The organism is Streptomyces sp. ISL-43, from assembly GCF_018614195.1.
GTDB lineage: Bacteria > Actinomycetota > Actinomycetes > Streptomycetales > Streptomycetaceae > Streptomyces.
The window spans coordinates 101,559-115,737 of the sequence record NZ_JAGGOT010000071.1 but is presented as its reverse complement, the minus strand read 5'-3'; the positions used below and the strand labels follow the sequence as shown (position 1 = coordinate 115,737).

10 protein-coding genes are annotated in these 14,179 nt (G+C 70.8%); 5 read left to right on the top strand and 5 right to left on the bottom strand.

Annotated elements, in window-relative coordinates; all coding sequences use genetic code 11:
- Positions 1 to 86 precede the first annotated feature (86 nt).
- The 5 genes from J7F03_RS34360 (at position 87) to J7F03_RS34340 (ending at position 7,088) form a co-directional block, all read left to right on the top strand.
- Positions 87 to 1,415 (top strand): ribonuclease D, encoded by a 1,329-nt coding sequence (locus J7F03_RS34360; RefSeq protein ID WP_214956506.1) that lies wholly within the window; start codon positions 87 to 89, stop codon positions 1,413 to 1,415.
- Between the two features lie 120 nt (positions 1,416 to 1,535).
- Complete coding sequence (locus tag J7F03_RS34355) at positions 1,536 to 2,303, top strand: ferritin-like domain-containing protein (protein WP_214956504.1); 768 nt, start codon at positions 1,536 to 1,538, stop codon at positions 2,301 to 2,303.
- A gap of 224 nt (positions 2,304 to 2,527) precedes the next feature.
- The gene (locus tag J7F03_RS34350; RefSeq protein ID WP_112447308.1) at positions 2,528 to 3,754 is read left to right on the top strand and encodes an acetyl-CoA C-acyltransferase; all 1,227 of its coding nucleotides are present in this window, start codon (positions 2,528 to 2,530) and stop codon (positions 3,752 to 3,754) included.
- Positions 3,751 to 5,880: a 3-hydroxyacyl-CoA dehydrogenase NAD-binding domain-containing protein gene (locus J7F03_RS34345; protein WP_214956503.1), complete on the top strand. Its 2,130-nt coding sequence runs from the start codon at positions 3,751 to 3,753 to the stop codon at positions 5,878 to 5,880. Before J7F03_RS34350 ends, J7F03_RS34345 begins: the two co-directional genes overlap by 4 nt.
- Before the next feature lie 149 nt (positions 5,881 to 6,029).
- Positions 6,030 to 7,088 (top strand): signaling protein, encoded by a 1,059-nt coding sequence (locus J7F03_RS34340; RefSeq protein WP_214956502.1) that lies wholly within the window; start codon positions 6,030 to 6,032, stop codon positions 7,086 to 7,088.
- A gap of 71 nt (positions 7,089 to 7,159) precedes the next feature.
- Here the strand turns inward: J7F03_RS34340 and J7F03_RS34335 are convergent, their stop codons facing one another.
- From J7F03_RS34335 to J7F03_RS34315, 5 genes are all read right to left on the bottom strand, one after another.
- The gene (locus J7F03_RS34335) at positions 7,160 to 8,791 is read right to left on the bottom strand and encodes a glycosyltransferase family 2 protein (protein ID WP_214956501.1); all 1,632 of its coding nucleotides are present in this window, start codon (positions 8,789 to 8,791) and stop codon (positions 7,160 to 7,162) included.
- Between the two features lie 40 nt (positions 8,792 to 8,831).
- On the bottom strand, positions 8,832 to 9,653 hold the full coding sequence (locus tag J7F03_RS34330) for a hypothetical protein (protein WP_214956500.1): 822 nt from the start codon (positions 9,651 to 9,653) through the stop codon (positions 8,832 to 8,834).
- A complete protein-coding gene (locus tag J7F03_RS34325; RefSeq protein ID WP_214956499.1) occupies positions 9,650 to 10,465 on the bottom strand; it encodes a rhamnogalacturonan acetylesterase in 816 nt (271 codons plus the stop codon). Before J7F03_RS34325 ends, J7F03_RS34330 begins: the two co-directional genes overlap by 4 nt.
- A 14-nt stretch (positions 10,466 to 10,479) precedes the next feature.
- Positions 10,480 to 11,964 (bottom strand): bifunctional cytidylyltransferase/SDR family oxidoreductase, encoded by a 1,485-nt coding sequence (locus tag J7F03_RS34320; RefSeq protein ID WP_214956498.1) that lies wholly within the window; start codon positions 11,962 to 11,964, stop codon positions 10,480 to 10,482.
- 83 nt (positions 11,965 to 12,047) lie between these two features.
- A complete protein-coding gene (locus J7F03_RS34315) occupies positions 12,048 to 14,168 on the bottom strand; it encodes a hypothetical protein (protein WP_214956497.1) in 2,121 nt (706 codons plus the stop codon).
- Positions 14,169 to 14,179 lie beyond the last annotated feature (11 nt).

Here is a 14,179-nt window from a genome sequence, read left to right as displayed (position 1 = left end):
CGGGGAAACGTCCGACCTTCCCCTTCGCGCCCGTCGCCGGAACGTTCCGGCGACGGGCGCGTCGTATCCACGGATACCCTTGAGCGGTGACCGACGCCCAAGAAACCGCAGCAGGCCTGCGCACCACCACCGGGGGCGGCCCCCCGGACGACGAGGTTTCGTCCGACGGGCTGCCCGTCCCCTTGATCGAACCCCGTGAGGGCATCCCTCCGGTGGTCGCCGACGCCGACGCGCTCGCCGAAGTGGTCGCGGCCTTCGCCGCGGGCACCGGGCCCGTCGCCGTGGACGCCGAGCGCGCCTCCGGCTACCGCTACGGGCAGCGCGCCTACCTCGTGCAGCTGCGCCGCGAGGGCGCGGGCTCCGCGCTGATCGACCCGGTGGGCTGCCCCGACCTCTCCTCGCTGGGCGAGGCCCTGTCCGGCACCGAGTGGATCCTGCACGCCGCCACTCAGGACCTTCCGTGCCTGCGCGAAATAGGCATGACGCCCACCTCCCTCTTCGACACCGAGCTCGCCGGACGCCTCGCCGGGTTCCCCCGGGTCGGACTGGGCGCGATGGTCGAGGGCGTCCTCGGCTACGTGCTGGAGAAGGGCCACTCCGCCGTCGACTGGTCCACCCGGCCGCTCCCCGAGCCGTGGCTGCGCTACGCCGCGCTCGACGTGGAGCTGCTCGTGGACCTGCGCGACGCGCTGGAGAAGGAGCTGGACCGGCAGGGCAAGCTGGAATGGGCCCATCAGGAGTTCGACGCCATCGCCGCCGCCCCGCCCGCGCCGCCCCGCAAGGACCCGTGGCGCCGTACGTCCGGCATGCACAAGGTGCGCCGGCGCCGGCAGATGGCCGTCGTGCGGGAGCTGTGGGAGTCCCGCGACCGGATCGCGCAGCGACGTGACGTGTCGCCGGGCAAGGTGCTGGGTGACGCCGCGATCGTCGAGGCCGCGCTCGCCATGCCGCTGAACGCGCAGGCCCTCTCCGCCCTGCCCGGCTACGGGCAGCGCATGGGCCGGCGCCAGCTGGACCAGTGGATGGCCGCCGTGGAGCGGGCGAAGGCCCTGCCCGAGAGCGAGCTGCCGCAGCCGGGGGCGACCCCGGCCGGTCCGCCGCCGCCGCGTTCCTGGGCGGACAAGGACCCGGAGGCGGCGGCGCGCCTGGCGGCGGCCCGGACGGCGGTGTCGGCGCTGGCGGAGGGGCTGAACCTGCCCCAGGAGAACCTGATCGCCCCCGACACGGTCCGCCGGCTGTGCTGGGAGCCGCCGCAGCGGTTGGAGGCCGACGCGGTGGCCGAGGCCCTGGCCGGCTACGGGGCCCGCCCGTGGCAGATCGAACAGGTGTCGGCGGCGCTGGTCGCGGCGCTGGCCACGACCCCGCCCGAGCCCGAACCCGAACCCGAACCCGAGCCCGAGCCCACGACCGACTGACGCGCCGCGCGTTTCGCGGCAGAGCCCCCCGGCCCCCTACGGCCGGGGGGCTCTGCCGTGTCCCGGTTCCGCTACGGCCACCCCGTGCCTCTTTTGAACGCGCTCAAAGACCAGTAACTTTTGAACGTGATCAAACATGGGTGGGGTTACGAGGAGTGGGTGGCCGACTTCGAGGCCGAGCGCGAGCGGCGGGCGGAGCGTGGCGATCCGGACTGGAGCGGGGGCGCCGCACTCCCGGCCGAGCTGGTCCGCAGCCTGCAGCGGTTCCAGGTCGGGGAGGACGGGGACGGCTCCGCGCTGATCGGCAAGGCCGACCGGGCGGGTGATCCGGTGTACGCGCGGGCGGTACGGCTCTTCGTGGCGGAGGAGCAGAACCACGTACGACTGCTGGCGCTCCTGCTGGACGCCGGGGGCGCGGGGACCCTGGCCCGCCACTGGAGCGATACCGCTTTCGTCGGGCTGCGCAGGCTGCTGGGACTGCGGGTGGAACTGCTGGTGCTGATGGTCGCGGAGGCGGTGGCCCTGCGGTACTACCAGGCGGTGCGGGACGGGGCCGCCGATCCGCTGGCCTCGGAGGTCGCGCGCCGGATCCTGGCCGACGAGGAGCGCCACGTCCCCTTCCACTGCCTGCGCCTGCGCGAGGCGCTGGGACCCCTGCCCGCCCCCGCTCGCCGGGCGGCGGCCCTGGCGTGGCGGGCCCTGCTCGCCGGCGCGGCCGCGATGGTCGCCGTGGACCACGGCCCGGCCCTGCGCACCCTGGGCGTCCGCCGCCGCGCCTTCGTGGGGGACACGGTCCGCGCCTCGTCCCCCATGGCGGCCGCCATGAGCGCCGCCCCGCCCGCCACCACCGCCACACCCCGGTCGAGCCGACGGGCCCTGCGCGGCTAGTGAGATCCGGGGGCAACGGATCCGGGCCGTACCCGCCTTCGCGCCGTTTCCCGGGGGCGCCCGGGCCCGTCACCCCGGGGGCGGCGGAGTGTGACCTTCGCCGCTCCTCCCGGGGGGGCTGTGCATGCCGGTTACCGGCAAGTAGCATGGAGAGGTGAGCGGGCGCTCAGTAATGGGCACGCCCCCGCGCAGCAGTGCACACCCGCACCTGGAGGAGAGCCAACGTGCCTCGTACCGTCAGGGACGTCGTCTTCGTCGACGGCGTCCGCACCCCGTTCGGCAAGGCGGGCCCGAAGGGCATCTACAACGAGACCCGCGCCGACGATCTCGTCGTCAAGGCGATCCGGGAGCTGCTGCGCCGCAACCCGGACCTGGACCCCGCGAAGATCGACGAGGTGGCCATCGCCGCCACCACGCAGATCGGTGACCAGGGTCTGACCCTCGGCCGCACGGCCGGAATCCTCGCCGGGCTCCCGCAGTCCGTCCCCGGGTACTCCATCGACCGCATGTGCGCCGGCGCGCTCACCGCCGTGACCGCCGTCGCGGGCGGCGTGGCCTTCGGTGCGTACGACGTCGCCCTCGCCGGCGGTGTCGAGCACATGGGCCGCCACCCCATGGGCGAGGGCGTCGACCCGAACCCGCGCTTCGTCTCCGAGAAACTGGTCGACGAGTCCGCCCTGTTCATGGGCATGACCGCCGAGAACCTGCACGACCGGTACCCGACGATCACCAAGCTCCGCGCCGACGAGTACGCCGTGCGCTCGCAGGAGAAGGCCGCCAAGGCGTACGCCGACGGCAAGATCCAGCAGGACCTGGTGCCGATCTCGGTGCGCAACAACAACGAGGCGGCGGGCGAGACGGGCTGGGGCCTGGTCACCGCCGACGAGCCGATGCGTCCGGGGACCACCCTGGAGAACCTGGCGGGCCTCAAGACCCCGTTCCGGGTCCACGGCAACGTCACCGCGGGCAACGCCGCCGGTCTCAACGACGGTGCCACCGCCGCGATCATCGCGTCCGAGGACTTCGCCCGGGAGAACAACCTCCCGGTCAAGATGCGCCTGGTCTCGTACTCCTTCGCGGGTGTCGAGCCGGAGGTCATGGGCTACGGCCCGATCCCGGCCACCGAGAAGGCCCTCGCGCAGGCCGGTCTGACGATCGACGACATAGGCCTCTTCGAGGTCAACGAGGCCTTCGCGGTCCAGGTCCTCGCGTTCCTGGAGCACTACGGCATCGCCGACGACGACGCCCGCGTCAACCAGTACGGCGGGGCCATCGCCTTCGGCCACCCGCTGGCCTCCTCCGGCGTCCGCCTGATGACTCAGCTGGCCCGCCAGTTCGAGGAGCAGCCGGAGGTCCGCTACGGCCTGACCACCATGTGCGTCGGCTTCGGCATGGGCGCCACGGTCGTCTGGGAGAACCCGAACTTCACCGCCGAGGGAGACAGCAAGTGAGCACCACCACTGAACTCCTGAAGGGCGCGGCCGAGCTGTTCCCGGACGAGGTCGTCACGCGCGCGCTCGTCCGCCACCTGGACCTGCCCTTCGGCGCCGGGCGCTTCGCGCTCATCACGCTGGACAACGGCCTGGACCACACCAAGCCGACCACCTTCGGCCCGCAGTCCCTCGCCAACCTGAACGCGGCGATCGACCAGGTCGAGCAGGAGGCCATCGCGGGCTCCATCGTCGGTGCGGGCCTGACCGGCAAGCCGTTCATCTTCGCGGTCGGCGCCGACCTCAAGGGCGTCGAGCTGCTGAAGAAGCACGACGAGGCGCTCGCCATCGGCAAGGGCGGCCACGACGTCTTCAAGCGCCTCGCGGCGCTGGCGGTCCCCACCTTCGCCTACTACAACGGCGCGGCGATGGGCGGCGGTGTCGAGGTCGGTCTGCACTGCACCTACCGCACCGTCTCCAAGGCCATCCCGGCCTTCTCCCTGCCCGAGGTCTTCCTCGGCCTGGTTCCCGGCTGGGGCGGCTGCGCCCTGCTGCCGAACCTGATCGGCGCGGACCGCGCGGTCTCGGTGATCATCGAGAACTCGCTGAACCAGAACCGCCAGCTCAAGGGCAAGCAGGTCTTCGAACTCGGCATCGCCGACGCGCTGTTCGAGGGTGCGGACTTCCTGGAGCAGTCGCTCCTGTGGACCGCCCGCGTGCTGAAGGGCGAGACCGAGGTCGTACGCGCCGAGGTCGACCGCGGCGAGGCCTGGGACGCGGCGGTCGCCCGCGGCCGCTTCATCGCGGACTCCAAGGTGCACGGCGCGGCCCCGGCCGCCTACCGCGCGCTGGAGATCATCGAGGCGGCCAAGGACGGCGACCTGCAGAAGGGCTTCGACGCCGAGGACACGGCCCTGGCCGACCTCATCATGGGCGGCGAACTGCGCTCCGGCATCTACGCCTTCAACCTGGTGCAGAAGCGTGCCAAGCGCCCCGCCGGCGCCCCGGACAAGTCCCTGGCGCGCCCGGTCACCAAGGTCGGCGTCGTCGGCGCGGGCCTGATGGCCTCGCAGCTGGCGCTGCTGTTCCTGCGCCGCCTGGAGGTGCCGGTGGTCCTCACCGACATCGACCAGGAGCGCGTGGACAAGGGTGTGGGCTACGTCCACGCCGAGATCCAGAAGCTGCTCGGCAAGGGCCGCATCAACCAGGACAAGGCCAACCGCCTGACCGCCCTGGTGACGGGTGTCCTGGACAAGGCCGAGGGCTTCGCGGACGCGGACTTCATCATCGAGGCCGTGTTCGAGGAGATGTCCGTCAAGCAGAAGGTGTTCGCGGAGGTCGAGGCGGTCGCCCCGGCGCACGCGATCCTCGCCACCAACACCTCCTCGCTGTCGGTCTCCGAGATGGCCTCCAAGCTCCAGCACCCGGAGCGCGTGGTCGGCTTCCACTTCTTCAACCCGGTCGCGATCCTCCCGCTGCTGGAGATCGTCCGCGGTGAGCAGACCGACGACGCCTCGCTGGCCACGGCCTTCGGTGTCGCGCGGAAGCTGAAGAAGACCGCGGTCCTCACCAAGGACGCCCCGGCGTTCGTCGTGAACCGCATCCTGACCCGCTTCATGGGCGAGATCCAGAACGTCATCGACGAGGGCACCCCGGTGGTCACCGCCGAGAAGGCCATCGAGCCGCTCGGCCTGCCGATGTCCCCGCTGGTGCTGCTGGAACTCGTCGGCCCGGCGATCGGCCTGCACGTGTCCGAGACCCTGAACCGCGCCTTCCCGGAGCGCTTCACCGTCTCGCCGAACCTGGCTGCCGTCGTCAAGGCCGGCAAGCGCGGCTTCTACAAGTACGACTCCGGCAAGCCGGAGCTGGACCCCGAGGTCGCCGCCCTTCTCGTCCAGGGCGATGTCGTCCTGACCGAGGAGCAGGTCCGCGACCGCGTCCTGGACGCGGTGGCGCAGGAGATCGGCCTGATGCTGGAGGAGGGTGTCGTGGCCGAGGCCCAGGACATCGACCTCTGCCTCATCACGGGCGCCGGCTGGCCCTTCCACCTGGGCGGCGTCACGCCGTACCTGGACCGCGAGGGCGTCTCCGAGCGGGTGAACGGGAAGAAGTTCCTGGCCCCGGGCCTGGCGAGCATTCCCGCCTGATACTCCGGCGCCTCGTCACGGCGCATCCGACTGCCCGTCCGTGGAACCTCCACGGACGGGCAGTCGTTCTTTCGTGAAAGAATGTTCGTCAAAGAATGTTCATTTTGTGTACGGCCTCGCGGTGAGAAGAACAAGGCGGGAAGCGTTCGGTGGCTCAGCTCAACATCTCGCGCCGGACCATGCTCATCGGTGGTGGCGCCGCCGGCGTCGCCCTGGCCGGTGGCCTGCTCACCGGCCGGCTGTCCGGGGCCTCCCGCGAGCAGGACCTCGGTCCTGAGCCCCCCTCCACGCCCGTGGTGGGTGTCTTCGACACGAGCACCGACCAGCAGTTGCTGGCCCCCACCGCGCTCATGAACACCACCGTGGTGCAGTCCTTCGCCTTCGACGACACCCGCGGCGACCTGTACGCGGTACAGATCGTCCAGGGCGGGCTGTGGCTGGACGACGAGCCCGACCAGTTGACGAGCGCCGAGCGCTCCGTCAACGGGGACCTGTGCGTCACCCGGGTCCCCGTGAGCGGCAACGGCAAGACGGAGTACATGTACCTGCGCGGCTTCGGGCACGGCGTGTCGATCGGGGTCGAACCGACCCGGTCCGGTGTGTGGCTGTGGACCGAGTCGGATGCCGACCCCAAGACGGGCTACGGCCGGGCCGTGGCCCGGGTGCCGTTCAAGGCGGGCACCACCCTCGACAGCGACGACCCCTCGGTCCGGCACCACCGCCCCTCCCCCGGGTCCGTCGCGAACCAGCCCGTCCTCGACCTGGTGGGCGACCGGGTCATGGTGTCCTACTGGACCACGGGCAAGCCCGCCCAGCAGTGGTACTCCGTCTACCGCAGGGACGAGTTCGTGGCCGGGCGGTACCAGGAGCTGCACGCGGTGCGGCAGGTGGGCCGCAAGGCCTCGGAGACCTTCCAGGGCTGCACCCTCTTCGGCGACCACGTCTACCAGCTGGCCGGTACCGCGTACACCGACGAGGACGGCCGCAACCCGCCCTCCTCCAAAGGCAACACGCGGCTGAGCGCGATAGACCTGAGGACCGGGGAGACGGCCGGCCGGGCGCGGGTGTACGCCGCGAGCGGGCTCGCGCACCGGGAGCCCGAGGGCCTCGCGGTCCAGGTGACCGACCAGCCCCGGCTGTGCGCGGGCTTCGCCGTGGGCGAGTCCGGCGACCGGACGCTCACGGTGCACGCGTTCCGCCAGGTGTGACCTGGCGCCGTGACCGGCAAGGCCCACCGGGGCTCGCGCCGGCGCCCGCACGGTCACATGTGGCCGGCCTCCTACCGGCCGTCGCCGGTCGGCAGCGGGCGGCGGGAGGAGACCTCGACGGTCAGGTTGCCGGCCTTCGTGGCGTACAGGTGCGCCACCGTCTCCAGGCCCGTCGCGTCGAGCGGAGCGACGACGATGCCCTGGCGGGTCTGGTCCAGGACGGCCGCGGCGCGCACGCCGCCGAACCGGACCTCCTTGCCCACCCCCTGGTAGCAGACGTAGAGGTACATGTCCCACAGGCCGGGGGTGATGGGGTGGTAGCCGTCGGCCCCGGAGAGGTCGAGGCGCGCCTCGAAGCCCGCCCCTCCGCGCTCCATCTTGGTGGCGGCGTTCAGCTTCGGTGAGGGGGTGCTGTACACGCGGAAGCGGTGCTCGGCCCCGGTCCTGCGCTCGCGCAGGACCACCTTGAGGCCCGGCGCCCGGGTGGGGAGCTGCTCGATGTATCCGTGGCCCCCGACATTGAGCGTCGTGCCGCTCCAGCTGAGCCTGTTCAGCCGGTGCTTGGCCCGCAAGGTGTGGGTGATCTCGAAGAACTCGTCGGGCAGGCCGACCTCGGGGTCGCGGAAGAAGGGGAACCTGCGGAAGACCCGGCCCCCCTCGATGAGGAGCTCGGCCTTCTCCCTGTCGAGTTCGAAGGAGATCAGCCGCTCGGCCTCGGCGAACCGGCCCTGCCTGATCAGTTCCAGGCGGACCGAGAGCGGGCGGGGCAGCTTCAGGAACACCGCGGGGGTGGCGTACGCCTCCAGCAGGTCACGGCATTCGGACATCGCGCGCCAGCGCGACTCGGGGTCTTCGCAGGCACGGTAGGCGGCCCCGGTGGCCTTGGCGAGTTCGACCTCGAAGTGGCGGGCCATCAGGTGGTCGCGGGCAGGGCCCGGTGGGACGCGTTCGGCGACCATGGCGATCAGCTGCCGGGTGAGTGCCATCCGCTCGGCGAGCGAGCCGGCGTACCGGGACGTGTTGACCCCGGCGACCCGCTTGGCCTGCTTGACGCAGACCATGTCGGCGACGACGGCGACCCGGTCGGCGTAGAGGTAGGCGAGGGCGGTGAAGACCTGGTCCTCGCCGAGCCGCCAGTCGGCGGGGAAGCGCAGGAAACAGCGCTCCACGAGGGTGCGGCGGAACAGCTTGTCGGCGCTCAGCGACCAGTACACGCGCGAGGTGTAGAGGTCGGCGTCGGCGGAGTCGCGGACGAACATGGAGGAGCCGACCTTCTGTCCGTCGAGGCCCTCCACCTTGCCGAGCACCACGTCCGCGTCGTCCTCGTCGGCACTGCGCACCATCCGCTTGAGGGCGCCCGGCGCGAGCTGGTCGGTGCCGCCGAGGAAGAACAGGTGGCGGCCGGTGGACTGCTCGATGCCGAAGTTGCGGCCCTCGGCGGGGGAATCGGACGGCGCAAGCGCGGCGAAGCGCACCAGCGCGGGGTGCTGGGCGGCCCATTGCCGCAGGGTCTCCCGGGTGCCGTCCTCGGATCCGCGGTCGAAGGCGAGCACCTCGACGCGCAGTCCGTCCTCGCACTGGGCCAGCACCGAGTCGAGGCAGGCACCGACCTGGTTCACGGAGTTCAGCGCGTCGACGATGACACTGACGTCGGGCTGTTCCTTGGGGTGGAGGGAGGGGGCGGCGTTCACGGCACTGGTCACCAGACTTCGTTGCGTACGGGGGTGGTACGGGGCCCGGCGGTCAGCCGGCGAGCGAAGCCGCGGGCCAGGGCAGCGGTCCGTGGACCTTCGACTGGGTCCAGGGCAGGTGGCCCGTCGTGCCGACGCCGTTGAACCCGGGCGGGGTCAGCAGGCCGGGGGTGGCGGAGAGGTCACCGATGTAGACGACGACCCGGCCTTCGGCCTGTTCGCCCGAGGGCGATCGCACCGTGTACAGGAAGTGGTCGTAGCCCATCGCCCCGGGCGCGGCCTGGAAGGCGAGCGCGCCTTCCCTGGTGACGCTCACCATGCCGGCCGACGGCTGGCTGTGCCCGATCAGCACCGTGCCCTGCGGCAGTCCGTGGCGGACCTCGATCAGCGCGGGGACGTGCGCCTGGTGCGGGGGGATGTTCAGGGTGCGGCCGGGGGCGAACAGGCCCCGGATCCGTACCCCCTCGTGGGCGAGCGGGTCGGCGCGCAGCAGCTGGCGCGGGTCCTGGCCGGGGATCGCGGCGCCGATCTCGGGCCGCAGCACGGGCGCGGTCGTCCCGGGGCGCACGCGCAGGGTCAGTACGGCGGTCTCGGCGGTACCGGCCTGGGCGCGTACCCGGTACCAGCGCTGCGTGGCCGAGTACTCGGCGCCCGAGACGGCGACCACGTCCGCGGCCTCGGCGATGGAGTCCTCGGCGAGGTAGCCGTAGGCGTGCCGGGCGGCGGGGCCGGCCTGCACGGTCAGCGCGAGGCCGACGGTCTGGCCGGGCGCCACGGAGGTACGCGGATGCGCCTCGCTCTGCAGCACGACACGTGCCGTGTTGTCCGGTACGCCCGGCTCGTGGATCCGGACCACGGTCAGCAGGTACGTCATCTCTCCACTCCGATCCGCGCCGCCTCGGGCACCGGTGCCACCCGCTCCTTGGTCAGGCGGTTGGCCGTGTCGGCGTCCAGCCAGCCGATCTCCTCGGTGGTGAACTCCTGCCGGTCGAGTCCCCGCACCCAGTGGCCGGGGACCAGGCCCTGGTCGCGCAGTGCCCGGGCGACGAACCGGGCGCTCTCGACCGCTCCGTCGGCACGCATGTGGGTGTCGTCGTGGCCCTTGAGGTTGGCGACGGGGTTCTCGTGGGGCTTGAGGTAGGCGAACAGCTCCCGGGTCGCGTCCCGGCCCAGCTCGTCCCACCACTCCAGGCTCTGGGCGTAGAGGTCGATCAGCGGAGTGGACGTCTCCTCCGCGACCTCTCGCATGGCCATGGGGTAGGTCGTGAGGAAGCGGAGCAGGTTGCTGCTCTTGTCGTATTTACGCCGCTCGTGGGTGAGTACGAGGATCGGGTGGGCCTGCGCCTGACGGGCCAGGTTCACCATCTGGCGCAGGTACTCCTGGTATTCCTCGAAGGGCTCGGTGTGCAGGCCCTTCTCCGGCTCCCAGTCCACGGCCCCGAAGCAGACCAGGACGTAGTCGCCCGGGCTGACCCGGTCGAGGATCCACTGGAACCGGCCGCGTTCGTAGAAGCTCTTCGAACTGGCCCGGGCCCGCGCGCAGTTGACTATCTCCAGGTCCGGGGTGAGGAACAGACCCAGCGTCTGCCCCCAGCCCGCCATCGGGAGGAAGTCCACCGAGCGCGTCACGACCGTGGAGTCGCCCGTCACGAACATCCGCCTGCGCGGGCCGTCCTGCCCGTACATCGCCGTCATCGCACTCAGATCTCGTCTTCGGACTTCGCGAAGGCGTCCGCGAGGTCGCCCTCGGGCACCGCCACCGTCTTGAAGGGGTCCAGCCGGCGTACGTCGATCACGTGCCCGGTGAACTGCGAGATGAGGACGTCGACCGAGGTGCGGGCGACGGACTCGGAGGTCAGCAGCGAGTCCGCGGGCTCCTGGCCGAACGCCTTGGTGCGCATCGGGGTGCGGGTCCGCTCGGGGTTGACGCAGTTGACGCGGATGCCGTCGGCGGCCCACTCGTCGGCCAGCGCCTGGGTCAGGTTGACCGTGGCGGCCTTGGCGGAGGAGTAGAGGCTGTAGCCGGCACGGCCGCGGGTGTAGCTGCTGGAGGTGTACAGGAGCAGCTGGCCGCCGGTCTTGGCGAGGTACTGGTGGCTGGCGCGGGCGATGTGGACCGGCGCGAGGTAGTTGACGAGGGTCGCCGTCTCGATGGTCTCGTGGTCGGTCTCGGCGAGCTTGCCGGTGCGCAGCACGCCCGCGGTGTTGACGACGTAGTCGATCCGTCCGGCGCTGTCGTAGGCCTCGGCCAGGGCCTTCTCCACGTGGGTGGGGTCCTCGACGTAGGTGCCCGTGCCGGAGCGGCTGAAGCGGAAGACGGTGGCGCCGTAGGACTCGGCGAAGTCGGCGACGTCGGCGCCTATGCCGTAGCTGGCGCCGAAGACGACGAGGCTCTTGCCGGCCAGCGCGGCGCGGTAGGTCTCGTCGTCGCCGTGCGCGGGGGCGGCCTGGTGGGCGAGCTGGAAGAACTTGTCGGCGATGAAGATGTCGACCGGGTGGGTCACCTTCATGTTGTGCTCTTCGCCCTCGACCACGTGGATCGGTACGTCGGGCAGGTAGCGCAGGACGACGGAGCAGTCGTCGGTGGCTTCGAAGTTCGGGTCGCCGGCGGCCACGGAGTAGGCGCGGCGGATCGTCGACAGCAGGAAGCCCTGGGGCGTCTGGCCGCGGCGCAGCCGGGAGCGGTCCGGGATCTCGGTGATGAACTCGCCGTCGTCGCCGTGGGTGCGGGTGACGATGATGGTGTCGGCGGACGGGATGGCCACGTCCACGGCCTCGTACCTCTCCAGGGCCACCACGCAGTCGTCGATGACGCGCTGCGAGAGCAGCGGGCGGACCGCGTCGTGGAAGAGGAGCTTGGGGTCCGGATCGCCCTCGGCCAGCGTGGAGGCGACGGCGTCGATGGCCCGGCAGGTCGTCTCGTTGCGCGTGGAGCCGCCCGCGATGACCCCGGTCACCTTGTCGAGGCCCGCCGCCGCGACGATGCGCTCGACCTCCTCGACGTAGTCGGCGTGCATGACGACGAGGATCTCGTCGACCGAGCCGTTGTCCTGGAAGATCGTGAGCGTGTGCTCGAGGATCGTCCGGCCGGCGATCTTGACGAGCTGCTTGGGGATGGCGAGACCGACCCTTTGACCGGTACCGCCGGCGAGAACCACGGCGATGGTACGGGCGTTGCGGGACAAGTCGACTCCTTGAGGATTGAACGGGGGTGTACGGGTTGCCGGCGGAGCCGGCGGGAGCCGGGCGGCGGCTCGGAGCGTGGGGCTCAGAAGTACTGCTGCATGGAGTGCGGCTGTTGTCTGATCACTCGGATCGGCATGGTCTCGTCGTGCATCACGGTGCGGCCCCGGGTGAACGGGTTCGCCAGGATCGGTTCCGCGATCTCTCCGGACGGGAACTCCGTGATGCCCTGTGCGAAGAGCGCGTTGACCGCGTCGTTGAAGCGGACCATCGAGTCCCCGTCGCCGAGCAGGTAGCGCTTGAGGATCGCGCGGTGGTCGGCGAGCCGGTCACCGCCCGCCATGTCGGCGGCGTCCACGCACTGGAGCAGTTCGTCGCAGGCCGGGCCGAGGATGTACGCCGCCGACGCCGCCGGGTTGAGCTGCTTGAAGAGCTCGGGGTCCATGCCGGAGGGGTTGGAGACCGCGTACGGCTTCTCGCTCTGCACGAAGTCCGACACGACGCTGGAGATGTCGCTGATCATCAGGTCGGACTCGTTGTAGCAGCTGTACAGGGAGGGCAGCTGGCCGGTGACGACCTGGTGCCGGTCGCCTCCGCGGGACCGCCAGAAGGTGTCGTGCCACTCGCTCTGCAGGGCGTCCCAGCCCTCCTTCGGCGGCTTGGCCAGGGCGGCACGGTCCTTGTCCCAGACGCCGTACACGCCGACGACGGTCCAGGCCTTGAGCTTGCCCATCCGCGCTTCGAGCTCGGAGAGCTTCTTGTCGCCCCGGGCCAGGGACTTGCCCGCGTTGGTGCCGGCGAGCTTGTCGCGGCGGGCGTTGTCGGCCTCGAGCATCTCGACGATCTTGCGGTGGGCGCGCGTGGCCTCGGCGGAGCGCTTGCCCGTCAGCGGGTGCGGCTTGTAGATGATCCGGACCGGGTCGGCCTGGTTCAGCAGCATCCGGATGATCTTCACGCCCATCAGGACGAGAGAGGTGTGGTAGGGGTCGGCCGTCCAGCCTTCCCAGGTGGGCGCGTACATGATGGTGGTCATGTGCTCCGGCGGGCGCGGCCCGACGGTCTCGACGGCGTGGAGCTGCGGGCGGCCCACGCGCACGACGGCCGAGGAAGGGATGGTGCCGCGCAGTCGCTGGTAGCGGTCCTCGCCGGCCTCGCCGGCGGTCCATATCTCGTCGTAGACCTTGCTGACGCGGTTGGAACTGGCGAGCTTGTCGCTGTCGCCGTGTCCGATGAAGACGTGCTTGGCCTCGGCGATGCGCAGCATGTGCACGTTCTTGCCCGCGTTGGCGGGGTAGAGGATCACCCTCGCGTCGGGAAGTTCGAGCAGGCTGAGGTCGTCGGCCTTGGGTATGCAGACCACCGGCAGCGGGGTGTACGCGAGGAAGCGCAGCGTGGTGACCTCGCGGAGCACGATGAGCGGACGGCGGCCGAGGCGCGCGAGGGTATCCAGCCACATGTTGACCTGGTACGCGGAGTCGCGCGCTCCGGCCGCGTAGCTGAAGTAAAGGACGACCTCGGGCTGGTACTTGGCGACCTGCTCGTTGAGGATCTTGAAGGTACGCTCGTGGCTCGGGACCTTGCGGCACGCGCTGACGGTGGGCAGCAGCATGAGCATGCCGACCACGGCGATGGTGACGGAGAGGGCGACGCCGAGAACGCTGAAGCCGACGACGGCCGTGTACTCGGTGACGAGCGCGCCGATGATGACACCGGTGTCCAGGTACAGCAGTTTGCGCTCGTAGCTCTTGAACGCGCGCTCCGGGGGCGGCTCCGGCATGCTGAGCTTGCTCAGGTCCAGGTTGCGCACGCGGACCGGCAGCGCTCGGCGGCGCTTGATGAACATGCACAGGAACGTGTAGGCGAGACGCAGCGCGTGTACCGCGACGAAGCCGAGGAAGACGACGATGAATTCCTCGCCGCCGACGCCGGTTACACCGCGCAGGACGACCAGGACGGCCAGTTCGCGCACCATGACGCGGATACTGAGGCCCCACTTGAGCTTGCCGAGGAACTTGACGAGGTCCGGCTCGTGCTTGTGGAGATAGATGTCCGAAAAGTAACTGCCTGCGAGCGCTGCGGTGAAAACCCAGAACATACCGAGCACGGCTGCGACGAGCATGCCCAGATAGCTGCCCAGCAGCAGGAGGAGAACGAGAACGTTCCGGTCCTTGCTGATCTCCGCATGGCGAATCAGCGCGGCAATCACGCTTCGACCTC